Origin of the sequence: Streptomyces bikiniensis (genome assembly GCF_000716625.1) — a bacterium.
Taxonomy (GTDB): Bacteria; Actinomycetota; Actinomycetes; order Streptomycetales; family Streptomycetaceae; genus Streptomyces; species Streptomyces bikiniensis.
Genome location: NZ_JNXJ01000018.1, coordinates 1 through 23,607 on the forward strand (window position 1 = coordinate 1; position 23,607 = coordinate 23,607).

Here is a 23,607-nt window from a genome sequence, read left to right on the forward strand (position 1 = left end):
GGCGGGGCGGAGTGCCGTGCCCTGTGTTCCTGGTCCGTCATCGGCGCTCCCTGTCGGATCCGGGTCGGGGGGCGTCCCGCTTGACGGTGCCCCGCACCCTGCTCACCCGGGGCGCCGGCCGGTCGGCGGGCGGCGCCCCGGACGGTCCCCCGGAGGTCGCGGGGGCCGCCGCTCCCGGTCCCGCCGCTGCCCCCGGTCCCGCCGTTCCCGGTTCCGCCGCCTTTCCCGGTCCCGCCGCCGCGCCCGGGCGTGGGCCCGCACCGGCGTCCGGCAGCGGCTCGTCCTCGGGCGGCCCGGAGCGCCCGGCGGCGCGCGGCGCCGGCCCGGGGCCCCGCACGCCGGAGCGGTCCCGGTCCGTGCGCGGACTCCCGGAGACCCTGCCGCGCAGCGGTTCGCGGGGCTCCTCGGCGTCCGGCGCCGACCCGAGGGCCGGGAAGGAGTCCTCGGTACGGGCCAGCGAGCCGCGCAGGCGTCCGCGCCGGGCCGCGCCGTCGAAGAGCCCGCCGTCGCCCCCGCGCAGGACCTCCTCCAGGACGGTGCGCTCCAGCTCGGCCTGTTCGAAGGGCTCCCGGTCCGCGTCGCCGCGCTCCAGGACCAGGCGCATGATCTCGCGCCGGACCGCGTTCTTCTCGGCCTCGTTCTTCTCGATCCAGGTGAGCGCGGCCCGGGGACCCTCCCTCTCCATGATCTCGGCGATCAGGCCGTCGACGCCCTCCTCGCGGATCATGTCGAGGTGGCGTCCGCGCCGCATGCCCGAGAGCCGGGTCTCCCGTACGACGTCGCGGAACTCGCGCCCGCCGGCCAGGATCTCGTCCTCGTCGACGAGGAGTTCGACCTGGATGTTCCGCAGCCGGATCGCGTCGTCGCCGGTGAACCCGGCCACCGTCGCGTTCAGCGCCCGCTCCGCCTCGTGGAACTCGGCGATGTCGTGGTCCCGGGCCGTCTCGCGGAGCGTCTTGCGCAGGTAGCCGAAGAGCGCCCCGCTCATGTCCCGGATCCCGCGCGCCACGACCTGGGCCGGGTCGGCGACCCGGCACACCAGGTCGACCCGGCTGCGGAAGGAGAAGACGGGGTCGCGGCTGAGCAGCGGGATGTCGAGGACGAGCCGGTGCTCGGTCATGTCGACGGTGAACACCCCGGTGTACGTGCCGAAGCGCGGGGACGGGATCTCCTCCCCGCTCCGGACGGTGAGGGACGGACCGCCGTCCCGGACCAGGACGAGCGCGCGGCCCGGCCCGGGCGGCCGCACCGGTTTGGTGAGCCGCCACTTGGGCAGTGTCTCGCTGGACAGCACGGGGTCGTAGGTCTGCTGTTCCACGGGCTCCTCCTCCCTTCTCGAATGCTTCTGTCGTCCCGGACGCCCCGGTCGCGGGCCGGTGGGTGGACCGGGGCGGTCGGACCGGTCCGACCCGCCCGGGGGCGGGCGGTTCAGGTCGTACGGCCGGTCAGGCGCCGGTGCAGCCGGGCCGCGTTGCGGGACGGCCGCTCGCGGTCGTGCGCCCACTTGTCCAGCCACCACACCAGCCGTTCGTGGTGCGAGCCCGGTCTGCGGGCGACGTCCCGGAGCAGGTCGCCGAGGGCGTCGAGGGTGCCGGGGCCGCCCCGGTCGGCGTACACGTCGATCCAGTCGCGCAGCGCGAGGAGCGCGGTGTCCTGCATCGGGCGGCGGGCGAGGGCCCGCGCCCACAGCTCCCCGACGGCCCTGTGGTGCGCGGGCAGGGCGCTGAGCAGCAGCGGCACCCCCGGGACGCCGTCCGCCGGGCCCCCGGCCGTCGCCTCGTACGGCCGGGAGGCCGCGAAGAGGAAGGCGGAGAGGGACTTCACGACCATGGGGGAGAGGTCCTGCGGCTCGGACCACTCCAGATACGCGTCGAGGAGCGGACCGGCCTGCCCCTGGTGGAGGAGGTGGACGCCGCCCCAGGCCACGGAGGGCAGGGTGCCCCAGTCGTCGTCCCGGTCCAGGGCGTCGCGCAGCACGGCCACGGCCCGCCCGGGGGCGGCGCGGCCGAGGAGCCCGCCCGCCGTGTTGGCGGCGGTCCCCGCCAGGCGCCGCTGCCGCGCGGAGCTTCCGCCGCGCGCCCAGCCGTGCAGCAGCTCCCATACGGCTTCGGCCGAGTCGGCGCGGCTGCCCGCCACGCCGAGCGCGGTCGCGGCGGCCTGGCGCAGCGGCCAGGACTCCCCGGCGGCCCAGGCGGTGACGAAGCGGTGCACCGCGTAGTGGTGGTCCACCCAGACGAGCACCCCGGCGGCGACGGCGGCCCGGGCGCGCACCTCCAGGTCGCCGTGGTCGAGGAGCCGGCGCAGCCAGGCGATCAGCGGTTCGCGCCAGCCGTCGAGGCCCGTCCAGGCGTAGACGAGGACGACCTGCCCGAGCATCGGGTTGCGGAAGCGCACCCGGGGCTGTCCGAGGGCGTCGGGGTCGAGGCGGATCCACTGCTGTTCGTCGCCGAGCCGGTCCCTGAACCGCACGTCCGGCGGGGCGGGTTCGGGCGCGGTGAGGGCGGACCGGAGCTTCACGGCGGCCTCGGCGACGGTGAGGTAACCGCTGTCCTCCAGGACGGCGGCGGCGAGCGCGAACGCCACCGCCTCCGGGTTCCGGTGCCGGTCGAACCAGGTCCGCACCTGCTCGCTGGGGTCGCGCAGCGCGGCCGCGGCGGCCGCCACGTCCCGGCCGGCGGCGATGTCGGCGGCCAGCCGGACCGCGTGCCGGGCGGCGGGCATCTCCCGCAGGGCGGCGACGACCCCGCCCGCGGTGAGCCGGGCGCGGAGCGCGGCGCGCTCCTCCGGACTGCCGCCGTGGCCGAGGACCCGCCGTTCGAGGACGGCCAGGGGGTCGACGGGCGTCAGGGCGTGCGTGGCGACCGTCTCGCCGCCGTCGCCCCGCACGGCGACGGCGAGGTCCTGGCCGCCGGTGAGGACGAGGCGGCAGCCCCGGGCGCGCAGGGCGGCGACGACGGCGTGCAGGTGCCGGGGAAGCGCCTCGAAGCCCCGCGCTCCGGTGGGGCCGTCCTCGACGAGGGCCAGGTAGCCGCTGTTCTCGACGGGCGGTTCCCAGCCGGGCGCGAGGACCGCGGCGGGGTCGAGGAGCCGGTGGCAGATCCCGCCGCCCTCGGCGCCGCCCAGCACCAGCGCCTCGGCGAGCAGGTTGACCCCGGCGGCCTCGCGCCCGCTGCCGGAGGGGCCGGTCAGGACGAGGAGGTGCCGCTCGCGGAGGAGGGCGAGCGCGGAGCCGTACCCCTCGGGCTCCACGAACAGCTCGGTGTGGTCGGCCAGTTCGGTTCCGGTGAGCGGCAGTACGGAGCCGCCGTCACGGCGGGACGGACGGCCCGACCCGCCGCTGTGGAAGCCGCCGCCGAAGCTGACGGTGTCGTTGAAGAGCGCGAGCGTCCCGATCCGGGTGCCGGACGCGTCGGCGTTGAGGCGCTGCGCGATGAGGTCCGCGATGGCGCCGGCCTTCAGCGCCTCGGACCGCTCGGCGTCCTCGGCCGCGGCGCCCTCCTGGAGGGAGCGCAGCGCGTCGGACTCGCTGACGGGGCCGTCCTGCTCCGCCCCGCCCGGCCGCTCGCCCTCCGGCGCGCCGGTCGGCGCGCCCGTGGGGGCGTCGGAGGGGGACGGCGGCTCCGCGGTGGCTTCCTCGCTCATGGCACACGGTCTTCCGGGGTGGGACGACGAAGGGCGGCGCGACGGCGGCCCTTCTCCTTACGGCACTACGGGGCGGGAAGGGGCCGCGAAGGGACCCCCTTCCGGACGGGGAACGGGGTCCTCGACACGAAGGAACGGAACGAAAGAACGGAACGAAGGAACGGAACGAAGGAACGGAACGAAGGAACGGCACGAAGGAACGGCACGAGGGAACGACGTGAAAGGACGCCGCGAGGGCGCCGCTACGAGACGTTCCAGTCGCCCTTGATCTCGACCTTCTCGTTGAAGACCTGGGCGTTCTTGATCAGGGCCGCACTGACCTGCGGGCCCCCGCGACCGCCGGCCGCGACCGCCTCGTCGACCATCCGCCGGACGTCGTCCTCGAACTGCCGGTCCCGCAGCATGTGCGCCGCGAGCATCCGTTCCAGGTCCTGCTGCCGGGCCTCGTCGTCCGGCGCGTCGGCCACGCGCTCCAGCGCGGCCTCGGCGTCCGCGTCCCCGCGGAACCGCTCCCTGATCCGGGCGACGAGCCGGGCCCCGCCGGTCCAGCCGCTGCGCCCGGCCTCCTGGCCGGTGGCCTCCAGGGCACCCTTGACGACGAGCGCGACGCCCGCCGCCGCGATGGCGGTGAGTGGATCCATGTGCTCCCCCGATTGTTCTCCGCACACACGTGAGGACATTCAAGTGGTCACAGCGCGTGATGCCAGGGGTTCGGCGAACAATGACCGAAAACCGTCAACCCGGCAGGAAAGCAAGCTCCTTGTGGCCGGTTCCGTACGGCGACGGCGACGGCGACGGCGACGACGGTGAGGGGGAAGGGGTGGGGGAGAGGGAGGGGACACGCGGCCTCAGCCGACGGAGACCTTCTCGGCGCCGATCCGCCGCATCCGCTCGGTGCCCCACTCTCCCAGCGAGGTCAGGGCGGCGTTGAGCGAGACACCGTGCTCCGTCAGGGAGTACTCCACCTTCGGCGGCACCTCGGGGTACACCTCGCGGCGCACGAGCCCGTCCTCCTCCATCTCCCGCAGGTGCTGGACCAGCATCTTCTCGCTGACGCCCGGCAGACCGCGCCGCAGCTCGGCGAACCGGCGGATCCCGTGGTCGTGCAGCTCCCAGAGGATCAGCGGCTTCCACTTCCCGGAGACCACGTCCATCGCCGCGTCGATCCCGCAGAAGTAGGGACCGCGCCGTGCCGATGCCGCCATCAGCCCTCCCTCGAACCGTACTTACCCGAGGGTGAGTACCCCACTAATTAGTCCGTACTGGTCAACCCTACCGGCGACGAAGAGGATCGAGGACGAACGCGGAAGCACGAGAGGAAACCCCGAAAATGACGCCCGAAGGCAACGACAACAGCAACAGCACCGACACCGACGGCATCCGGGTGAGCGTGCTCGGACTGGGAGCGATGGGCGGCGCGCTCGCGACCGCCCTGGTGAAGGCCGGACACGAGACGACGGTCTGGAACCGGTCGCCGGAGAAGGCGGAGGGGCTCGTCGCCCTCGGCGCGCGGGCCGCCGCCACGGCCGGCGACGCGGTCCGGTCCGGAGACCTGGTGGTCGTCTGCCTCTTCGACCACGCGTCGGTCCACGAGGTGCTCGACCCGCTCGCCGGCGACCTGGCCGGGCGGACCCTGGTCAACGTGACCACGACCTCCCCCGAGCAGTCGCGCGAGCTGGCGGCCTGGGCCGGACGGGCCGGGATCACGTACCTGGACGGCGGCATCATGGCCGTACCGCAGATGATCGGCGGGCCCGGCTCCTCGGTCCTCTACAGCGGATCGGCCGACGCCTTCCGCCGGTACGAGCCGCTGCTCGACCTGTGGGGGACCAGCGCCTACTTCGGCGAGGACGCCGGCCTCGCGTCCCTGTACGACCTCGCCCTGCTCGCGGGCATGTACGTCATGTTCGCCGGGTTCGTGCAGGGCGCCGCCATGGTCGCGCCGGCCGGGGTCACGGCGAGCGATTTCGCCTCCAGGGCCGCGCCCTGGCTGACCGCGATGACCGGGGCCTTCCAGGAGTACGCGGCGGTCATCGACGGCGGCGACTACACCGTGGAGGGGCAGCAGAGCCTGGAGTTCTCCGACCTCGGCGACATCCTGGCCGCCGCCTCCGCGCAGGGCGTCGGCACCGGGCCGATCGCCATGGTGCAGGACCTGATCCGGCGACAGATCGAGGCGGGCCACGGGACGGAGGGCTTCGCCCGCATCTACGAGAGCATCAGGCGACCGGCCCAGGGGGCGCCTTCGAACTGAGTTCCTGTCGGACCGACGGCCGGGGCCAGGTGCGGGCTCCGAACGACCTCGGGGCCGGGTCAGTGCGAACCGACCGCCGCGTCCGCCCCGCGCCCCGCACAGTGCGGGCAGCGCTCGCGGCCGTCCCACGCGGACCAGCCGAAGTCGGCCGGGGTGAGGGCGGGGCCTTCCAACTCGTCGCGGACGGCCTCGCGGTAGGCCCAGACGGCTTCCAGATAGGGGTGATAGACGTCGTGGAAGGCCGGGTCCGAGATTCCGGCGCCCCCGGCGACCGCCCTCCGCAGGGCGCGGAGGTGTTCGAACATGGTCTGGCCCGCCCCCGCGATCCCGGCACTGCCGTCGAGGAAGAGGCGCTCGCGCACCTCGTAGACCCGCGCGTCCGTCAGCGCCGAACGGCTCGCCTCCTCCAGGCCGTCCCCACCGCCGTTCTGGGCGAGCCGCCGCAGCTCGGTGTGGGCCGCGCCCGCCGCCGCGATGAACTCCGTGTAGACCTCCCGGCGACGTTCCCGAAGCCCCCGTCGCTGCTCCTGTCCGGTGCGCAGGCGGTCGGCGAGCACCGTGCCCGCTATCGCGATCAGACCGCCGCCCAGCGTGGCGACCAGCGTTCCCCACTCCATGACCGTGTCCCCCGTAGGTGTTCCGGAAGCGCGCTCCCGTGCCGTCCCGTTCCGCAGATCATGCCCGACGGCCGAGGACGAAGCCCGCTCAGTGGACGGAGAGACCGCCGTCCACGAAGAGCGAGTGCCCGGTGACGTACGCGGAGGCCGCGCTCGCCAGGAAGACGGCCGCGCCCGCGAAGTCCTCCGCGAGCCCGTTGCGGCCGACCATCGTGCGGGCGGCCAGCGCGGCGACCTTCTCCGGGTCGGAGGCCAGCCGCTCGTTGAGCGGGGTCAGGACGACCCCGGGCACGAGCGTGTTGGCCGTGACCCCGTACGCGGACCACGCCTCCGCCTGCGAACGGGCCAGCGACTCAAGGCCGCCCTTGGACACCCCGTACGCCCCGCTCTGCACGAACGCGCGGTGCGCCTGCTGCGAGGTCACGTGGATGATCCGCCCGAAGCCGCGCTCGGCCATCCCCGGGCCGAACCGCTGGCCGAGCAGGAAGGGCGCCTCCAGGTTCACGGTCATCGTCGTGTCCCAGACGTCCTCGCCCAGCTCGCCCAGCGGCGGCCGCAGGTTGACGCCGGCCGAGTTCACCAGGATGTCCGGCTCCCCGAACACGGCCGCCGCCTCCTCGGCCCCGGACCTGATCCCCTCCCGGGTGCTCAGGTCCGCGCTCACCCAGGCCGCCCGGCAGCCGTCGGCCGTCAGCTCGTCCGCGGTCGCGACGAGGTCGGCCTCCTTGCGCGCGAGCACGACCACCTTCGCCCCGGCCCGCGCCAGGGCCCCGGCGATGGCCCGGCCGATACCGGAACTGCCTCCCGTGACGAGGGCGGTGCGCCCGTCGAGGGAGAAGAGGCCGGAGAGGTAGTCGGCCGGGGTCGTGCTCATGGTGGCGCCCTTCAGCTCAGCCGGGTCAGGAACGCGGTCCAGGCGGCGGGGGAGAGCGCGAGCTGCGGACCGGTGACGTTCTTGGAGTCACGGACGTGGACGGTGGAGGGGCAGGAGGCGACCTCCACGCAGTCGCCGTCACCGCTGCTGCTGTAGCTCGACTTGTGCCAGGCGAGGGCGACTTCCACGCAGTCGCCGCTGCCGCTGCTGCTGTAGCTGCTCTTGAACCAGGCAAGGTCTGTGGTGCTCATAGTGCTCCTCGGATCTCCCGCAGCAGGCTCACGGACTCCTCGAAGGACAGAGCCTGTGACCGCATCCTGGCATACCGCTTGTGCAGGATGCTGACCTCTTTGCGGTCGGCGATGAGCTGGGCGATGCGCTGTCCTTCGCAGTACGCGTACCACCTGTTCTCAGGAGTTTCCAGGAGTTGCATGGGTCCACCGAGTCCCGCGTGATGTTCCTGTGCCTGCGGCATGATCTGGAACTCGACATTGCGCCGCTCGCAGAGGTCGAGGATGTGGTCGATCTGCTCGCGCATGACCTCCGCCCCGCCCGTCCTACGGCGCAGGACGTGCTCCTCCACGATGAAGCTGTACGTCGTGTCCGGGCGGTCCGTCAGTAACTTCTTCCGCTCGATCCGGGCCGCCATCTGCGCCTTGATCTGGTCCTCGCCAAGCGCCGGGATCTGTTCGTTGAACAGGATGTTCGCGTACGCCGGTGTCTGGAGCAGCCCAGGCACCAGCCGGTTCTCGTACGTGTACAGGGACACCGCGTCCGCCTCCAGCTTGGCCCACGGTCGGAACCAGCTCGCGAGGCCCGGCTTGCGGCTCAGGTGCTTCGCCGCGCCCTTGATCGCCCCGAACGCATCGAGCACCACCTCCGCCTGGTCCACGAAGCCGGGAGGCGGGAATCGGCGTCCCTGTTCGATGGAGGCGATCGTCGGCAGCGAGTACCCCACCGTCGGTGCGAAGGCCTCCTGGGTGAGACCAGCCCGTTTGCGGAAGGCCTTGACCACTTCCCCGAACGTCCTCAAGCTGTCCGACGTCTCGGGTTCGCCCCGTCCTTGGACTCCACCCGCCGCGTCTCCCGGAACCCCGTCCGTCACCCCGGCCACCTCCCGCACCCGTGCACTCGTCTGGAACAGGTCCATCGTCACGGATGGTGACCGATACGGTCCAGAGTGTGAACCCGTACGCTGTCGCAGCGTACGGGTTTCTGAGCTGGCAACCCGCCCCGCACGACGCCACATTGGCCCCATGACCTCCCCCGTGACCCGCGAAGTGCCCGTCACCGTACGTGTGTTCGCGCAGCGTTTCAGCTCGACCCCGCGCGGCGCCCGTCTCGCCCGCCGCCTCGCCGTGCTCCAGCTGGACCGCTGGGGCGTCCCGTACGACTCCGAGACCTCCGAGACCGCCGCCCTGCTCGTCGCGGAACTCGCCGCGAACGCCGTCACCCACGGCCGGGTGCCCGGGCGCGACTGCGAGCTGACGCTCTCGTACGCACCCGGGCGGGTGCTCCGGATCGACGTCTCCGACACCCGGGGCGAGCGGCGGCCCGTCCCCGCCGAGCAGGGGTCGCTGGACGAGGGCGGGCGCGGTCTACTGCTCGTCGAGGCGCTGGCCTCGCGGTGGGCCGTGCTCGACCGCGTACCGGTCGGTAAGACCGTACGGGCCGAGCTCGACCTCAGCCCCGGGCCGGCTCGTACCCGGCCGGGCGGGTGGTGAAGGTGCCCCGGCCCTGGGTGCGGCCGCGCAGGCGGGACGCGTAGCCGAACAGCTCGGCCAGCGGCACCGTCGCCGTCACCACCGCCGTACCGCCCCGGGTCGTCTGGTCCGTGACCCGGCCCCGGCGGGCCGCGAGGTCGCCGAGGACCGCGCCGACGGACTCGGCGGGGACGGTGACGGTCACGTCGGCCACCGGCTCCAGGAGGGTCATGGCACTGGCCCGCAGCGCCTCGCGGAGGGCGAAGCGACCCGCCGTGCGGAACGCCATCTCCGAGGAGTCCTTCGGGTGCGTGGCGCCGTCCGTGAGGGTGACCCGGACGCCGGTCACCGGGTGGCCGCCGATCGGGCCCTCCAGGAGGGCGTCCCGGCAGCCGGCCTCGACCGCGCGGACGTACTCCTGCGGGACGCGACCGCCCGTGACGGTGGAGCGGAACACGAACTCCTCGTCTCCCTCCATCGGTTCGAGGTCGATGACGACGTGGGCGAACTGGCCCGCGCCGCCGTCCTGTTTGACGTGGCGGTGGAGCAGGCCGGTGACGCCCTTCGCCACCGTCTCGCGGTACGCGACCTGGGGGCGTCCGACCGCGACCTCCAGGCCCCGGTCGCGGCGCAGCTTCTCCACCGCGACCTCCAGGTGCAGTTCGCCCAGGCCGGACAGGACGGTCTGGCTGGTCTCCGGGTCGGACCGGACGACGAGCGAGGGGTCCTCCTCGGAGAGGCGGGCGAGGGCCGTGGCCAGGCGGCCGGTGTCCGTGCTGCGGCGGGCCTCGACGGCGACCGAGACGACCGGGTCGGCGGTCGTCGGGGGTTCGAGGACGACCGGCGCGGCCGGGTCGCACAGGGTGGCTCCGGCGCGGACGGACTTCGGGCCGACGACGGCGACGATGTCACCGGCGCGCGCCGAATCGACCTCCGTGGCCCGGTCCGCCTGCACGCGCAGGATGCGGGCGATCCGCTCGGTGCGTCCGCCGACGGCGTCCAGCACGGTGTCCCCCTTCCCGATCGTGCCCGCGTAGACGCGGACGTAGGTCATGCGGCCGGTGGCCGTGGCGTTCACCTTGAAGGCGAGCGCGGTGAACGGAGCCCCGGGGTCCGCCGGGACCTCGCCGCGTACGGGCGGCATGTCGGACGGGGCCGGGAGGTACGCGACGACGGCGTCGAGCAGGGGCTCGATGCCCCGGTTGCGGTAGGCCGAGCCGCAGAGCACGACCACGGCCTCCCCGGAGAGGGTGAGGTCGCGGAGCGCGCCCCGCAGGGTGGCCCCGGCCAGCTCCTCGTGGGTGAGGAACTCCTCGAAGGCGCCGGGGTGCAGCTCCGCCACGGCCTCCTCCAGGCGGCGCCGACGCTGCCGGGCCTCGTCCATGAGGTCGTCCGGGACGGGAAGCTCGGCGTACGCGCCGTCGCCGTCGGCCCACACGTGCGCCCGCATCCGGAGCAGGTCCACGACGCCGGTGAAGCCGTCCTCGCGCCCGATGGGGAGCTGGACGGGGAGCGGTACGGCCCCGAGCCGGTCGCGGATGGACTCCACGGCGGAGTCGAGGTCCGCGCCCGCCCGGTCCAGCTTGTTGACGAACGCGAGGCGCGGGACGCCGTGCCGGTCGGCCTGCCGCCACACCGTCTCGCTCTGCGGCTCGACGCCCGCGACGGCGTCGAAGACGGCCACCGCGCCGTCGAGGACGCGCAGCGAGCGCTCGACCTCGTCGGAGAAGTCGACGTGGCCGGGCGTGTCGATCAGGTTGATCCGGTGACCGGCCCAGTCGCAGCTGACCGCCGCCGCGAAGATCGTGATGCCCCGGTCGCGCTCCTGCGGGTCGAAGTCGGTCACGGTGGTGCCGTCGTGGACCTCGCCCCGCTTGTGGACGGCCCCGGTCAGGTACAGGACCCGCTCGGTGACGGTGGTCTTGCCGGCGTCGACGTGGGCCAGGATGCCGAGGTTGCGGACGGCGGTGGTCTCAGGGGTGCGCACGGTCTCGTGCCTTTCGCTGCTGCGGTGGTGGAACGGGCAGCGCGATTCCCGGACGGCGGACGCCTACGGGTTGCGGGAGGCGTACGGGGTCGTCACGGGCGGCGATGGCGGGCGCGCAGCCGCCACCGCTCGGCCGAGGAGGCGAGGATCACGTCGTACCGGGCACGGGAGGAGGACACGGCGACGGCGGCGTGGCTGCGCACGGTCTTCTCCCCTCGGACGGATGCACGAACGTCTGTCGGCGTCACCGAGCGGTGCCGCCGGGAGGTGAGTGTAGGGAGCCGGACGGGCCGTGCGACAACGGTTTTACGCGGGCCGGGACCGCGGTGCCGGGAGGCCGTTCCCGTCGCCCGGCCCCCTGCCCCGCCGCCCCGTCTCGCTCACCAGCGTTCGTACACGACGAACGGCCGGCCCGGTCCCTTGGTGTCGTAGCGGGAGACGATCAGCAGGCCGTCGCGGTCGAAGAAGCCGCCCAGCCAGCCGTCCTCCCGGTCGACGTCGACGGAGAAGGTGCGGTCGTCCAGCTCCTCGCCGGTGGCGCCGTCCAGGACGTACAGCTGTTCGGTGAAGCTGCCCCGGTCCTGCTGCAGGACGGTGACCTTGCCGTCGTGGACGGTGAGCGCCACGGCCTTGCCCCGACCGGGGTTCGCCTGCCAGACGAGGCGGCCGGTCGCGAGGTCGACGGCGACGGCCCGGGAGCTGGTGGAGGAACTGCCGAACTCGGCGACCGCGTAGAGGCGTTCGCCGTCGACGGCCACCTTGGAGGGCTTGTCGGCGACGATCTTCCCGTGCTCGCCGGAGCTCTCGATCCGGGACGTGCGCCGACCGTCCGCGCCGAAGACGAAGAAGGTGCCGGTGCCGGACCCGACGTCGTACGGGGGACGCACGGACACCACCAGCGGGTCGACGGACACGAGCGCCGTCCGACCCTGGGAGGGGGCGACCGGGCGGCGCGCGTCCAGCGGCTCGTTGTGGAGCAGCGCGCCGGTCGCCGGGTCGAGGACGGCGGCCGTCAGCTCCGTCCGGTCCTCCTTCCCGCAGTGGAGGACCGCGACGACCCTGCGCTCCGAGGCCCCGACGTCGGACGGCCGGCAGTCCTCCGGAACGGTGGCCGTCCAGCGGCGTCCGCCGGTTCGCAGATCGACGGCGCGGATCGCCCTCCGGCCGTCGGCGACCACCTCGCCCTCCCCGTCCGTCCACGTGTCGAGGACGACGGCGAGTCCGCCGCCCGCGGCCACCGCGCCGTTCACGGGGCTGCCGGCGGTGGCCTTGGCGGAGGCCTTGCGGGATCCGCTCCACAGCTCCTTCCCGGTCCTCAGGTCGAGCGCGGTGACGTCGGCGCAGCCTTCGCCCTGGGTGCCGGTGACGTTCTCCCCGTGCACCAGGAGCAGCACCGAGTCGGCGGGGTCGGACGTGGAGCAGATCTCGGACCGGCCCGGCGGCACGTACTCCCAGTGCTGCTTCCCGGTCCGCGCGCCGTAACCGGTGACCGCGTCGAAGCGGCTGCGCACCAGGACGTCGCCGACCACCCAGCTGCCGTTGCCGTGCTCGGCAGCCGCCGAGTCGGCCGGCGCCTCCCAGACGGTGTCCATCGAGTCGCCGGGCATGTTCCCGGTGATCATCAGGACGCCGGAGACGAGGCCGCCGACCAGCGCGAGCACGGCCATGATCACGACCGCCAGGCAGCCGGTCCGCCGGCCCCGGCCGGGCCGGACGCCCGGCCCCGCCGCGTTCTCCGCCCGTACGTCCGTCGTTTCCATCCCCGGCCCCCTCGTCTTCCCCGGTCGCCCGGGCCCCTGTGAAGCCCCCCGGCTCCGACGGCGGTCAGGGTAGACGATCGACGCGTTCCGGTGGTCGGGGTGACGAGCGGAGCCGTCGGGACGACGCCGACCGTGCTCCGGCCGATCCGGCCTTCGGCGTCGGCCCGGTCACCCCGGACGCCCCCCTAGGGCCTGTCCGGCGGATCATGGCCGGGGCCGCGACGCCTGGCACGGCACCTCGCCGCGTTGCCGAAACATCCCGATAGCTCCGCTATCGAGATGCTCCGGCGCCTTGCGAGGCACCGCACCAGACGCCGCGGCCCACCCGACCCTGATCCGCCGGACAGGCCCTAGGCGGGGCTCGGTACGGAGCCGGACGCGTCCGCCGGCTGGAGGAGGTCCCAGCGGTTGCCGTACAGGTCCTCGAAGACGGCGACCGAGCCGTACGGCTCGTGGCGCGGCTCCTCCAGGAACGTCACGCCCGCCGCCGTCATGCGGGCGTGGTCGCGGGCGAAGTCCTCGGTGTGGAGGAAGAAGCCGACCCGGCCGCCGGTCTGGTTGCCGATCGCGGCCTCCTCGGCCCCGTTCTTGGCGCGGGCGAGGAGCAGGCCCGCGTTCCCCAGACCGCCGACCCCGGCGGCACCGCGCGGCCGCACGACGACCCAGCGGGTGCCGTCGCCCCGGTCGGTGTCCTCGACGAGGTCGAACCCGAGGGCGTCGGTGTAGAAGGCGATGGCCTCGTCGTAGTCGCGGACGACGAGGGTCACGAGTGCGATGGACGGCATGGAGCCAAAAGTAATACGTATGGGTCTACCCGCGTCAATCGCCACGCCCGCTGCGACCATGTCCGACATGGACACGCAACAATTCGAGCGCCTCGCGGCCCGCGCGCGGGCCCTGGCGGAGCCCGGGCCCCGAGGGGCGCGACGCCGGATCCTGGGGATCGCCGGGCCGCCCGGCGCCGGGAAGTCCACGCTCGCCGCCCGGCTCGTCGACCGCCTCGGCGGGCTCGCCGTCCTCGTCCCGATGGACGGCTTCCACCTCGCGCGGGCCGAGCTGGCACGCCTCGGCCGGGCGGACAGGAAGGGCGCCCCCGACACCTTCGACGCCGCCGGGTACGCCGCGCTCCTCGCCCGGCTGCGCGCCCCCGAGCCCGGCACCACCGTCTACGCCCCCTCCTTCGAGCGCTCCCTGGAGGAGCCGGTCGCCGGGGCGGTCCCCGTCGGCCCCGACGTCCCGCTCGTCGTCACCGAGGGCAACTACCTCCTGCACGACGAGGGCGCCTGGGCCGGGGTCCTGCCCCTCCTCGACGAGGCCTGGTACCTCGACCTGGACACCCGGCTCCGCGTCCCCCGCCTGATCGACCGCCACATCCGCTTCGGCAAGGACCGCGCCCGCGCCGAACACTGGGTCCACACCTCCGACGAGGCCAACGCCCGCCTGGTCGCCCGGGGCCGGGAACGCGCCCACCTCGTCGTACCGGCGGGTTAGTCCGTCCGTCCCCGGGGCCTCCGAGGTCTTCGAGGCCTTCGACGCCGCGGCGTCAGCTCGCGGCGGGGAGATGGCCCGCCGCCACGAGCCCGGCCATCGTCCGGAGGCGCGTGAAGTAGGAAGCGCAGTACGCCGAGTCGATCAGGGGCACCGCCTTGTCGAGGTCGGCGATGCACGTCCACAGGGTGGCGACACCGTCGCCGTCGAGACCGCCGTCCAGCTCCCGCAGGACGAGGCCGCCGACGTCCGCGTCCAAGAGGGTCAGCTCCACGCCCTCGATGTCGACCCCGCGGAAACCGTCGGGGTACGGCGCGCGCCGGTGTTCCTCCCACAACCGGGCGAGCCGGCCTTCCTGCCGCACCCCGTCCGTGTCGGCGGCCGCCGCTTCCGCCAGGGCCGTCGCGGACGCTCCGGACGGTGGACGGAGCAGCAGGTGAACGGCGTCGAAGACGGCACGCACCATGGCCGCGGCCCCGGTCGGCCCGAGGGCGGCACTCGTCACGGCGCCCCGCGCGAGTCCGTCGCGCAACCGCCGGGCCCGGTCCAGCTCGGCGGCGATTCCGGCCGGGACGAGCCCCGTGTCGGCGGCCCGCTCGATCAGGTCCCGGAGCGGTTCGTCGGCGGCCAGACGTTCGGCGAGGACGCGCTCCAGGGCGAACAGGGAGTGCGCGACGGCGACGGTGGCGAACTCGTACCGGTAGGAGGAGTGCCGGATCAGCTCGCGGGACGTCTCCAGCGCGCTCATGACGTACATCGACGCGCGACCGGGCAGGACCAGGCCCGCCACGAGGGCGTCCATGCCCGCGTGGTCGGGAACGAGGCCGCGGACGCGCGGATCCAGGGCCGGAGGATGGAGCGGGCCGGGCGGCGGTGGAGGGTTCACCGGTGCAGTCTCGCCGTCCCCGGGCCCCGGAGCCATCGTATTTCCCGGGAGAGGAGGCGGAACGCCGCCGGGCCCCGGCCCGGTTGCTCCCGCACGCCCGGCCTCCGCCGCGGCCCCTAGGGTGCCGTCATGACCGACGACCAGGACCGGGAGCGCCGGATCGCCGCGCTCTGGGAGCGCATCGACGCGTACGAGCCCGCCGGCTTCCGGGCCCGCGTGGCCGGGCTGGCCGCCGAGCGGCCGGACGGGGACGCCGCCGCCCTCTTCGAGCAGGGCGCCGTCCACGCCGGTTCCTACGGCACCACCGTCGACACCCCGCACACCATCGGTCTGGAGGGCGCCTCCTGCTACCCCGACCTCATCGCGGAGCTGCTGCACCGCGACTGGTCGGAGGCCGATATCGCGGCGCTGAACTGGGGCAACGCGGCGAGAGTGGTACGGGAGACCAAGGCCCCGTAGCCCACCCGCGTACGGCGAGGGCCGCACCCCCGGATCCCGCCGGGCGGTGCGGCCCTCGACCTCTGCCGCCTAACCCTCCGCGGCCTCCCGGATGGAGCGGGCGATGGCCCGGTCACTGTCCAGGGCGCTCATCCGGACGGGGTCGCGCTCGTCGTCCAGGACGACGGCGCGGATCACCGTGCCCACGGCCGCCTCCTGGTCACCGTCCGGCCAGTTCGGGTCCTTGGCGTTGTCGATCAGCCCGGCAGTGCCGTCCGGGAGCACTACGTCCAGCCCCCAGGGGCGTGCCGCGACCACGCGGACGTCGTCCTCCTGGTGGAGGATCGAGGGCGGGACGGTACGGGAGCCGCCCAGGGCGTCACCGGCTTTCGGCATCGGCACCTCGCCGTCCGTCCTCAGCCGGCCTGGGCCTGGCGCTGCGAGAGGCTCACGGTCCGGCGCAGCCGGTCGACCGCGGTGACCACCACGGTGAGGACGGTACCGGGTGGGAAGGCGTCCTCGGAGGGGTCCACGTCAGGCGGGAGGAGTTCGCTGCGGTGGACCACGCCATGGATCCCGTCCGCCACCTCCACGATGATCCCGAAGGGCAGCACCTTGGTGACCCGTCCCCGCAGTTTCTGCCCTACGGCGGTGCGGTCGGCGAAAGCCCGGAAGGGGTCCGGCCCGGTGCGCAGCGACAGCCGGGCCTCGCCGTTCGTCGTGTCCGCCTGGAGGAACAGGCAGGAGACACGCTGCCCGACGTGCACGATCTCGGAGGCGTCTTCGAAGGAACGCCAGGAGAGTTCGGGCAGGGTGATGAACCCGACGCCGGGGAACTCCGGGTGCTCGGGGCCCTCGTCCAGCGTCACGAACACGCCGGACGACTCGATCGCGGCGATCGTGCCGGACAGGACGTCGTCCGTGCGCAGCGAGTGCAGGAACTCCCATAGCTCGGGGGTCTCGGTCGGTCCGATCACGCGATCCAGCCTCTCATCAGGGTTCTGTGGTCCCGCCGGAGGTTCCTGCGGGCCAGGGCGGGCCGAAGGGGAGCGGCGAACCATGCCGCCGCTCCCCCTTCCCGGTCCGGACGGGGTCAGCGACCGGGCGGGTAGTACTCCCCTGCCGCGGAGTCCCACCACTCCGTCCTGCTGTGGTCGATGTACGAGTTGAACTCGGCCGCCCGGCTGGTGGGGATGCGCCATTCGGTCAGGCCGGGGAAGTTGTTCTTGTTCTCCAGCGGGTACTCCAGGTCACCGAAGGCGGCGCGGAATCCGGGCTTCATCACATAGCGGTGGAACCCGTAGTCGTGGCCGTTCCCCGCGTACTGAGCGGCTCCCTCCGGCAGGTTGGCATAGTAGGCCGTGGGGTAGCTGCCGCCGTGGTTGGCCGGGTTGAGGCCGCGCTCCTCACTGGCGCGCTTCCCGGTGGCCGGAGAGCGGTAGACGACCGTCTCGGCGGTGAGGCACTCGTCGTCATCGTCCGCCTTCGCCGCGGCGGAGCGGGGTGCGAACCCCTTGGGACCGGGCTTCTTCTTTTTCTTGCCGAGGCAGTCGGGGACCTTCTTCCTGACCTTCTCGATGATCTCCTCGGCCTGCTTGAGGCGCTTCTTGGCTGCCGCGGACTTGTCGAGGAACGTGCCGATGCCGGCGATCGCCTTGGTGATCCGCGGCAGCTTGCTCGCCACCTTGACCAGCTTGCCCACCGGAATGCTGCTGATGATCGCCCACAGGCAGGTGGGGATGTCCGGGTCGTCGATGCAGTCCTTGATGTCCTGCAGGAAGAGTTCGACGAGGATCTCGCCGCCGTTCTCCAGCAGATAGTCGATCAGGTTCTGCCCGGCCAGCTCGCGGATCTCCGCCAGCTGCTCCGGCGTGATGCCGGCCTGCCGGAGCGCCTCCTGCTCCGCCTGGGACAGCGGGTCGCCGCTCGGCTGGGCCTCGGACCTGGCGGCGTTCTCACGGGCCTTGCGTTCCAGCTCACGCGCGGCCTCCTCGGCGCGTTCGGCGGCCTTCTCGGCCTCCTCCGCGTGGGCGTCGGCGTTCTTCGCCGCCTCCTCGGCCGACTTGGCGTGGGCCTCGGCGGATTCGGCGAGCCTGCCGGCGTCGGCGGCGTCCTGCTCCGCCTGGGTGGCCGCGCTCTGGGCCGTGGCGGCCTCGCGCCCGGCCAGGGCGGCGGCGCTGCTCGCGGCGTCGGCCTCCTTCTCCGCCCGGGTGGCGGCACCGCGGGCGCGCTCGGCTTCGACCTCCGCCTGGGTGGCGGTGGTACGGGCCGCGGTGGCGTCGGCGAAGGCCTGTTCGGCGGCCTGCCGGGCGAGGGCGGCGTCCGCTCTGGCCTGGGCGTCGGCCTGGTCCGCGCGGGCGGCGGCGGAGCGTGCCCTGGCGCCGTCCTCGGCGGCCTGGGCTGCGGACTTCAGCGCGGCGGCCGAGGAGCGGGCCGCGTCCGCGGAGGATCGGGCGGCGTCCGCCGCGGCCTTGAAGGCGGGCGCCACCTGGGCGTTGGCCCGGTCGGCGGTGGCCTTGGCGGCGTCGGCGGCCTTGACCGCCTCCGCGGCTCGGGCCTCGGCCTTGGCGACCTCCGCCTGGCCGGTCGCGATCGCGGCCTTGGCCACCTCGGCCGCCAGGTCGGCGCCGACGTCGGTGCCGGAGAACGGGGCGGTCAGCGCGATGGCGGTGTTGGCCGGGTCGGCGATGCCGGCGGCGGTGGAGCGGGCGGACGCGGATGCCTGGACGGCGACGGCGGCCTGGAGCTGGGCCATCGCGGCCTCGCGGGTGGCGCCGTCCGCCTCGTCCCGGGTGCGGTGGGCCGCCTGGAGGGACTGGTTGGCGCGGATGGCGGCGAGCCCGGCGAGGCGCACGGCCTCATGGGCGGCCATTCCGGCCCGGCCCTCCTGTGCGGTGGCCTCGGCGGCCTTGGAGTGGGCGCGCAGTGCGGCCGAGTGGGTGGCGGCGGCCTCCGAACGGGCCTTGTTCGCCGCGGCGTTCGCCATGGAGGCGGCCGCTTCGGCCTTGCCGGCTGCGGCGTTGGCGCGGGAGGCGTGCGCGGTGGCCTCGGTGGCGGCGGCCCGGGCCCGGGCCGCGGCGCCGGCCGCCTCGATGGCCGCGGAGCGCGAGCGGAAGGCCGCGTCGGTGGCCGCGTTCGCCGCCGAGCGGGCCGAGCCGGCCGCCTGCTTGGCGGTCGCGGCGTCGGCGCGCGCGGCGTCCGCGGCGGCCCGGGCGGCCTCGGAGCCCTCGGTGCCCCGGGTGGCCGCCTCCACCGCCTCGGTGGCCCGCAGCCGGGCCTGCTGGGCGTTGTTCTCCCGCTCGGCGGCCGCGGCGGCTTCCCGGGCCTTGCGGGCCTTGGTCTCCTCGCCCCGGGCCTTCTCGTCGGCCGTGGCGGCGATGCCCTCTTGGGTGGCGGCCCGGCCCCGGGCCTCGGAGGCCTTGGTCGCGGCCTGCTGGGCCTCAGCCCGCTTGGTGGAGGCTGTACGGGCCTCGGCGTCGGCCCGGGTACGGGCCTCGGCCGCGGCGGCCTGCTGCTGTTCCGCCCGGACGCGGGCCGCGGCGGCCAGCTCCCGCTCGCGCTCGGCGACGCCCCGCTGCTCGGCGGCGATCTTCGCCTGGTTCTGGGCCACCACCCGGGCGTCGCGGGTCTTCTGGGCGTGTGCCCAGGCGTCCTTCTCGGCCTGCTCCGCCGCGATCCGGGCCTGGCGGCCCTTGGCGGCGGCGTCGGCGGCGATCTTCGCCTGGGCCTCGGCCTGCCGGGCCATGGCGGCGGCGGCCTTGGCGTGCTCCTGGGCGTTGGTGCGCCAGGCCTCGGCCTGCTTGGCGTGCAGCTCGGCCTTGTTGGCGGCGTTGAGCCCGGCCGCGTCGGCGGCGGTGGCGTCGATGGCGTGCCGGGCGGTCTGCGCGGCACGGTGGGCGGCGTCGGCCGCGGCGGCGATGCCGATGGCGACCTGGGACCACTGGATCCCGTAGGTCAGTCCGGTCTCCACCAGGATGTCGGCCTGCACCTTGGCCTGCCCGGCGGCCACCTGCGCCTGCTTGGCGGCGGTGTCGGCGAAGCCGACCTGCCGGGCGGCGTCCTTTTTCACCTCGGTGTAGTCCGACAGCCGCTTGCCCGCCTTGTCCGCGGAAAGCATCCGGTCCGCGTCACGGGAGGCGGCGGCCGCCAGGCTCATCGCGTTGGAGGCGTTCTTCAGCGCCCGTACGGCGTCCCCGTGCACTGCGATCAGCTTGGTACGGGCCTGGGCGGCGCGGGCGGTGTCGTCGGCCAGCTTGCGCAGCCGCTCCGCCGCCTCCAGGGCCTCCTTCTGCTCCTTCTCCCGGGCGGCCCGCTCGTCGGCGTCCTTTTGCGCGGCGACCTGGTAGCCCTTGTCCAGGAACTCCGCGATGGCCTTGTCGTCACCGGTGGCGAGGGCGATCCTGGCCGCCCGCTGCACCTCGGGGCCGCCGCTGACGGCCAGCATCTCGACCCGCTTGCGGAGCTCCTGGGCCCGCTTGCGCTCGTTCTCCTCGGTGGTCTTGTCCCGCTGCCGGGCGATCTCCGCGCCGAAGGCGAGGAAGTCCGCGCGGTCCCGGGCGGTGCCCTTCAGGACCCGCTCGACCTCGGCGTTGAAGTACGGCCCGCCGGTGCCGCGCAGCGCCTCGATCTTCTTGCGGTTCTCGACATCGGCGGCGTTGCGCTTGTCCTGCGCCCGCTTGCGGGCCTCGGCCTCGCCGCGCTCCAGGAAGTCGCGGATCGCGTTGGGGTCGGTGCTCTCCAGCGCCTTCCTGGCGACCTCGCGTACCTCCTCTTCCTCGTCGAACTCCGCGTAGTCCTCGACCAGTTGCCGGTCGGCGTCGGCACTGAGCCGGGCCAGTGAGGTCATGGGCGCGCCGGGCGCCGGGGCGTCCGCCTCCGCCCGTAGCGCCGACGCGAGCAGCGCGGCGGTCGACGGTGCGACCACCGGTGCCTCGGGTGCCGCGGCCTGGGCCGGGGTGGTCAACCCGCCCAGCACCGCCGCGGCCACCACCGCCGAGACGGCCTTGGCGGCTGCCCGCAGCCATCCGGCCTGTCGTCCCCCGGTCTCGGCCCGTCTTCCGGCACCTGGCCGGAGTTTCCCCCTCATGGGAGCGTCCCTTTCCTTCTGAATGGATGAAGAAGAACGGGTGCTCCGGCCCGGTGTACGGTCCGGAGCACCCGGTGTGCGGCGGCCAGCCGACCCTCGGCGGAACGGCCGCTCCCGGCGCGGCGGCGGTCAGCCCGCCACCCGGGTCCCGCCCTCGCGGGCCTGGCGGAGGATGTCCTGCCAGAAAGCGGCGGAGCCGACGGCGTCCTGCTCCTCCCGGGACCAGGACCGCTCGTTCTCGCCCGCGGGGTCCGCCATGCGCTTCCACAACTCGTCCGCCGAGCCCCGCGCCAGGGCCTGCACGCCCCGCCAGGTCTCCGCCTGCCGCCCGGCCCGGGCCTGCTCCGCCAGCCACGCCGTCTCGGCGCCCTGCGCGTGCGCGGCCACGGCCTGCCAGGCGCGTTCGGCCTCCGCGCGGGCCGCGGCGGCGTCCAAGGCGCCGCGCAGCGCCTCCTCGGCGTCCACCGCGGCCCTGAGCAGCAGCGTCAGCGTCCGGTGGCGCAGCGCCTCGGACTCCGCGGTCCGCAGCCGGTGCCCCTCCAGGTCCAGCGCCCCGCCACTCACCCAGCCGAACCCGTAGAACTCGCGGACGTCCTCGTCCCCGGCGCCCGGCCGCAGCGCCCACTGGGCCGCCACCCGCACCTGCTCGCCCGGGTCGTGTGCGGCGAGCCCGGCGACGAACTCGCGGTCCTTCGCCCGTACGGCCTGCTGCTCGGTGGCCGCCGCCTCCCGGGCGCTCCGGTCCTTGGCCTGCGCCTGGGCGTAGCCGCTCTTCACGAAGGCGGCCCGGTCGGCGTCCGTACCCTTCAGCGCCTTCTCCGCGCCCGCGCGGGTGGCCGGGGCGAAGGAGGCGGGGTGGGTCGCCACCACGCGCTCGCAGAACTGCCGGTTGCGGGTACGGGTGTCCCGCAGCCGCTGTTTGGCGAGGTCGTACCCCCCGCCCGGTGCCAGCCACTCGGCGATCGCGGCGTCCCCGCGGGTGCTGCGCAGCGCGTTCCACGCCGAGGTCCGCAGCTCGGCCGGCAGTCCCGACAGGGCGATCCGCCGCACCTGCTCGCGCGCCCCGGCCGCCGCCGCGGCCAGCGCCGCCCGCGCCGCGTCGGCGGGTACGTCCGACTCGCTCGCCGCCGCCACCGGCGTACGCGGGAGGCCCCGGCCGTGGGCCGGGCCCACCACCGCCACCGGCAGCACCACCGCGGCGAGGACCGCGCAGGCGGCCGCCCTCGTCCGGGTGCTCACGGCGCCAGGGGAGGGGTGACCTCCCAGGCCGGGTAGGCGGCCAGTAGGTCGCGCCACTCGCCGTACCAGCCGGCGGTGAACAGCTCGTTCCGTGCGTTCACCTTCACCTGGTGGTGCTTCTTGGTGCCTTCCCAGAGGAACCAGGCCGCCGAGGTCTTTCCGGGCACCCAGCCCTGGAGGCCAGGGCACCAGGTGGCGCTGTTCTCGAACGCCGCGGTGTTGTTGTTCGCTCCCAGGACGACCAGGCCCTCGTCCGTGGTGCCCTTGAGGTAGTGGCCGGACTTGTTCGCGGCCTCGAACGAGAAGCAGCCGGCCTTCCCCGACAGCGCCGGCAGCACCAGCCAGGTGGCGGCCCCGCGCAGCGGGATGTTCTGCGGGGACACCGGACCGACGGTGGCCGCCGCGCCGTTGACCCCCGAGTGGTACACCGGCAGCCACTTCTCCGCCGGGCTGCTCTGCACCCGCAGTGACAGCGACTGGCGCCGGGCCCGCCGCTGGCCGGCCTCCGAGAGGAACTCCGCGACCTGCACGTCACCGGCCGCCAGCGCCTTCTCCGCCGACGAGACCAGATGCGGGTTGAACGGGCTCTTCTTCGCGGTGTCCAGGATCTGCCGGGCCAGCACCCGGTTGGCCTCCGCCAGCTTCTCCCGCCGGGCCGCGTCGTCGCGCTTGTAGGCCGCGTCGGCGCCGGTGTAGAGGAAGTCCAGCCAGTCCACGGCCTTGGTGCTGAGCACCGCCTTCTGGGCGGCCCGGTACAGCTCGGAGTCCTTCAGGTCCGCCGGCGCCAGGCGCAGCATCTCGCGGATGAAGTCGTCGTCGCTCATGTCGAGCAGGCTCTGGGAGATCGGGATACGGAACAGCGCGGCCACGTTCTTGCGCGCGGCCTGGTTCCTGCGGAGCTCCGCCTCCTTGCGGTTCTTCTCCTCCAGCTCCTCCAGCTCCTTGGCCACGTCCTTCTTGTGGGCCTCGCGCGCGCCGTTGACGATGAACTCCCGCCAGGCCGCCGCGTCCGCCAGCAGCGCCCGCGTCGCCGCCGCGCGCACCTCGGGACCGGAGGCCTCGTGCCGCAGGATCGCGCGGATGAAGTTGTCGTCGCTGAGCCCCAGCAGCTCCGGGGTGCTCGGGATGCCGATGGCCAGCAGCGCCTGCTGCCGGGCCAGCCGCGCCGCCCGCTCGGCCTCGGCCTTGTCCCGCTCACGCTGCTTGTCCTGCTGGTGCGCCTCGTGGATGCCGGTGACGATGAACGCCACATGGTCCGCGTCCGCGGTGCTCGCCACGGCCTTCTCGGCCGCCGTGCGCACCGAGTCCAGCCGCTCCCCGGCCTCGTTCGCCTTCCGCCACAGCGCGTGGATGAAGTCGCTGTCGGACAGCAGCAGTACGTCCGCGGTGGGGTCCAGACCCACCACCGCCGCCGCGTTCACCCGCTGGGTCTCGTCGGTGCCGATGGTGCCGGCGTCCACCGCCGCCCGCACCGACCGGTCCGCGGCCGCCGGCGCGGCCGGCACCGGCGCGGCGGACACGGTGCTCTGGCCGCTCACCGCGAGGACGGCGGCAACGGCAGTGGTGGCCACGGCGCCGCGCCGCACGGTGGTGCGGACCTGGCGTGGAGCGTTTCTTCGCATGCGAATCTCTC

21 protein-coding genes are annotated in these 23,607 nt (G+C 74.3%); 4 read left to right on the forward strand and 17 right to left on the reverse strand.

Translation table 11 applies throughout. The features are described 5' to 3' along the window. Positions 1-37 precede the first annotated feature (37 nt). From OO47_RS16255 to OO47_RS16270, 4 genes are all read right to left on the reverse strand, one after another. A complete protein-coding gene (locus tag OO47_RS16255) occupies positions 38-1,318 on the reverse strand; it encodes an SPFH domain-containing protein (RefSeq protein WP_030211721.1) in 1,281 nt (426 codons plus the stop codon). A 110-nt stretch (positions 1,319-1,428) separates the two neighbouring features. Then, positions 1,429-3,642 (reverse strand): hypothetical protein, encoded by a 2,214-nt coding sequence (locus tag OO47_RS16260; protein ID WP_030211723.1) that lies wholly within the window; start codon positions 3,640-3,642, stop codon positions 1,429-1,431. A gap of 242 nt (positions 3,643-3,884) precedes the next feature. After that, the gene (locus tag OO47_RS16265) at positions 3,885-4,283 is read right to left on the reverse strand and encodes a hypothetical protein (RefSeq protein WP_030211729.1); all 399 of its coding nucleotides are present in this window, start codon (positions 4,281-4,283) and stop codon (positions 3,885-3,887) included. Positions 4,284-4,490: 207 nt separating this feature from the next. After that, entirely contained in the window at positions 4,491-4,847 is a 357-nt protein-coding gene (locus tag OO47_RS16270) for a winged helix-turn-helix transcriptional regulator (RefSeq protein ID WP_030211731.1), read from the reverse strand. 125 nt (positions 4,848-4,972) lie between these two features. On the opposite strand from OO47_RS16270, the gene OO47_RS16275 reads away from it, so the two are divergent. Then, positions 4,973-5,896 carry an NAD(P)-dependent oxidoreductase gene (locus tag OO47_RS16275; protein WP_030211734.1) on the forward strand — a complete coding sequence of 308 codons (924 nt, stop codon included), beginning with the start codon at positions 4,973-4,975 and terminating at the stop codon, positions 5,894-5,896. 59 nt (positions 5,897-5,955) lie between these two features. On the opposite strand, the gene OO47_RS16280 is transcribed toward OO47_RS16275, so the two are convergent. The 4 genes from OO47_RS16280 to OO47_RS16295 all read right to left on the reverse strand — a co-directional run bounded on the left by OO47_RS16280 (position 5,956) and on the right by OO47_RS16295 (position 8,537). Continuing rightward, complete coding sequence (locus tag OO47_RS16280) at positions 5,956-6,513, reverse strand: hypothetical protein (protein WP_030211736.1); 558 nt, start codon at positions 6,511-6,513, stop codon at positions 5,956-5,958. Between the two features lie 88 nt (positions 6,514-6,601). Next, the gene (locus OO47_RS16285; RefSeq protein WP_030211738.1) at positions 6,602-7,387 is read right to left on the reverse strand and encodes an SDR family NAD(P)-dependent oxidoreductase; all 786 of its coding nucleotides are present in this window, start codon (positions 7,385-7,387) and stop codon (positions 6,602-6,604) included. Between the two features lie 11 nt (positions 7,388-7,398). Then, a complete protein-coding gene (locus tag OO47_RS16290) occupies positions 7,399-7,638 on the reverse strand; it encodes a DUF397 domain-containing protein (RefSeq protein WP_030211740.1) in 240 nt (79 codons plus the stop codon). Next, entirely contained in the window at positions 7,635-8,537 is a 903-nt protein-coding gene (locus OO47_RS16295) for a helix-turn-helix domain-containing protein (RefSeq protein WP_030211741.1), read from the reverse strand. Before OO47_RS16295 ends, OO47_RS16290 begins: the two co-directional genes overlap by 4 nt. A gap of 106 nt (positions 8,538-8,643) precedes the next feature. Here OO47_RS16295 and OO47_RS16300 point away from each other — a divergent pair, with 106 nt between their 5' ends. Continuing rightward, positions 8,644-9,111, forward strand: coding sequence for an ATP-binding protein (locus OO47_RS16300; RefSeq protein WP_030211744.1), 468 nt, complete (start codon positions 8,644-8,646; stop codon positions 9,109-9,111). On the opposite strand, the gene fusA is transcribed toward OO47_RS16300, so the two are convergent. The 3 genes from fusA to OO47_RS16315 all read right to left on the reverse strand — a co-directional run bounded on the left by fusA (position 9,071) and on the right by OO47_RS16315 (position 13,622). Next, the gene (gene fusA, locus OO47_RS16305; protein ID WP_030211746.1) at positions 9,071-11,077 is read right to left on the reverse strand and encodes an elongation factor G; all 2,007 of its coding nucleotides are present in this window, start codon (positions 11,075-11,077) and stop codon (positions 9,071-9,073) included. The two genes, OO47_RS16300 and fusA, sit on opposite strands and share 41 nt — an antisense overlap. 380 nt (positions 11,078-11,457) lie before the next feature. After that, positions 11,458-12,837, reverse strand: coding sequence for an outer membrane protein assembly factor BamB family protein (locus OO47_RS16310; protein ID WP_030211748.1), 1,380 nt, complete (start codon positions 12,835-12,837; stop codon positions 11,458-11,460). A 350-nt stretch (positions 12,838-13,187) separates the two neighbouring features. Continuing rightward, positions 13,188-13,622 (reverse strand): VOC family protein, encoded by a 435-nt coding sequence (locus tag OO47_RS16315; RefSeq protein ID WP_030211750.1) that lies wholly within the window; start codon positions 13,620-13,622, stop codon positions 13,188-13,190. A 67-nt stretch (positions 13,623-13,689) separates the two neighbouring features. Between OO47_RS16315 and OO47_RS16320 the strand changes: the two genes are divergently transcribed. Further along, complete coding sequence (locus OO47_RS16320) at positions 13,690-14,328, forward strand: nucleoside/nucleotide kinase family protein (protein WP_030211752.1); 639 nt, start codon at positions 13,690-13,692, stop codon at positions 14,326-14,328. Positions 14,329-14,380: 52 nt separating this feature from the next. Here OO47_RS16320 and OO47_RS35045 read toward each other — a convergent pair whose 3' ends face one another. Beyond that, positions 14,381-15,211 (reverse strand): hypothetical protein, encoded by an 831-nt coding sequence (locus tag OO47_RS35045; RefSeq protein ID WP_234323198.1) that lies wholly within the window; start codon positions 15,209-15,211, stop codon positions 14,381-14,383. A 129-nt stretch (positions 15,212-15,340) separates the two neighbouring features. Here OO47_RS35045 and OO47_RS38765 point away from each other — a divergent pair, with 129 nt between their 5' ends. Then, positions 15,341-15,670 (forward strand): membrane dipeptidase, encoded by a 330-nt coding sequence (locus tag OO47_RS38765; RefSeq protein ID WP_030211757.1) that lies wholly within the window; start codon positions 15,341-15,343, stop codon positions 15,668-15,670. Between the two features lie 69 nt (positions 15,671-15,739). On the opposite strand, the gene OO47_RS33995 is transcribed toward OO47_RS38765, so the two are convergent. The 5 genes from OO47_RS33995 to OO47_RS16355 form a co-directional block, all read right to left on the reverse strand. Next, positions 15,740-16,045 carry a hypothetical protein gene (locus OO47_RS33995; protein WP_051736393.1) on the reverse strand — a complete coding sequence of 102 codons (306 nt, stop codon included), beginning with the start codon at positions 16,043-16,045 and terminating at the stop codon, positions 15,740-15,742. Positions 16,046-16,065: 20 nt separating this feature from the next. After that, a complete protein-coding gene (locus OO47_RS16340) occupies positions 16,066-16,626 on the reverse strand; it encodes a S1 RNA-binding domain-containing protein (RefSeq protein ID WP_234323199.1) in 561 nt (186 codons plus the stop codon). 116 nt (positions 16,627-16,742) lie between these two features. Beyond that, entirely contained in the window at positions 16,743-20,735 is a 3,993-nt protein-coding gene (locus tag OO47_RS16345; RefSeq protein ID WP_158708661.1) for a hypothetical protein, read from the reverse strand. A 129-nt stretch (positions 20,736-20,864) separates the two neighbouring features. Continuing rightward, on the reverse strand, positions 20,865-21,974 hold the full coding sequence (locus tag OO47_RS16350; protein WP_051715813.1) for a hypothetical protein: 1,110 nt from the start codon (positions 21,972-21,974) through the stop codon (positions 20,865-20,867). After that, positions 21,971-23,596, reverse strand: coding sequence for an AbfB domain-containing protein (locus OO47_RS16355; protein ID WP_106969408.1), 1,626 nt, complete (start codon positions 23,594-23,596; stop codon positions 21,971-21,973). The genes OO47_RS16350 and OO47_RS16355 overlap by 4 nt, the downstream gene beginning before the upstream one ends. Between the last annotated feature and the right edge of the window lie 11 nt (positions 23,597-23,607).

Coding starts and splice junctions, on each gene's coding strand:
- OO47_RS16260 (WP_030211723.1), bottom strand. CDS start 3,642: ATGAGCGAGGAAGCCACCGCGGAGCCGCCGTCCCCCTCCGACGCCCCC.
- OO47_RS16265 (WP_030211729.1), bottom strand. CDS start 4,283: ATGGATCCACTCACCGCCATCGCGGCGGCGGGCGTCGCGCTCGTCGTC.
- OO47_RS16270 (WP_030211731.1), bottom strand. CDS start 4,847: ATGGCGGCATCGGCACGGCGCGGTCCCTACTTCTGCGGGATCGACGCG.
- OO47_RS16275 (WP_030211734.1), top strand. CDS start 4,973: ATGACGCCCGAAGGCAACGACAACAGCAACAGCACCGACACCGACGGC.
- OO47_RS16280 (WP_030211736.1), bottom strand. CDS start 6,513: ATGGAGTGGGGAACGCTGGTCGCCACGCTGGGCGGCGGTCTGATCGCG.
- OO47_RS16285 (WP_030211738.1), bottom strand. CDS start 7,387: ATGAGCACGACCCCGGCCGACTACCTCTCCGGCCTCTTCTCCCTCGAC.
- OO47_RS16290 (WP_030211740.1), bottom strand. CDS start 7,638: ATGAGCACCACAGACCTTGCCTGGTTCAAGAGCAGCTACAGCAGCAGC.
- OO47_RS16295 (WP_030211741.1), bottom strand. CDS start 8,537: ATGGACCTGTTCCAGACGAGTGCACGGGTGCGGGAGGTGGCCGGGGTG.
- OO47_RS16300 (WP_030211744.1), top strand. CDS start 8,644: ATGACCTCCCCCGTGACCCGCGAAGTGCCCGTCACCGTACGTGTGTTC.
- OO47_RS16310 (WP_030211748.1), bottom strand. CDS start 12,837: ATGGAAACGACGGACGTACGGGCGGAGAACGCGGCGGGGCCGGGCGTC.
- OO47_RS16315 (WP_030211750.1), bottom strand. CDS start 13,622: ATGCCGTCCATCGCACTCGTGACCCTCGTCGTCCGCGACTACGACGAG.
- OO47_RS16320 (WP_030211752.1), top strand. CDS start 13,690: ATGGACACGCAACAATTCGAGCGCCTCGCGGCCCGCGCGCGGGCCCTG.
- OO47_RS38765 (WP_030211757.1), top strand. CDS start 15,341: ATGACCGACGACCAGGACCGGGAGCGCCGGATCGCCGCGCTCTGGGAG.
- OO47_RS33995 (WP_051736393.1), bottom strand. CDS start 16,045: ATGCCGAAAGCCGGTGACGCCCTGGGCGGCTCCCGTACCGTCCCGCCC.
- OO47_RS16345 (WP_158708661.1), bottom strand. CDS start 20,735: ATGAGGGGGAAACTCCGGCCAGGTGCCGGAAGACGGGCCGAGACCGGG.
- OO47_RS16355 (WP_106969408.1), bottom strand. CDS start 23,596: ATGCGAAGAAACGCTCCACGCCAGGTCCGCACCACCGTGCGGCGCGGC.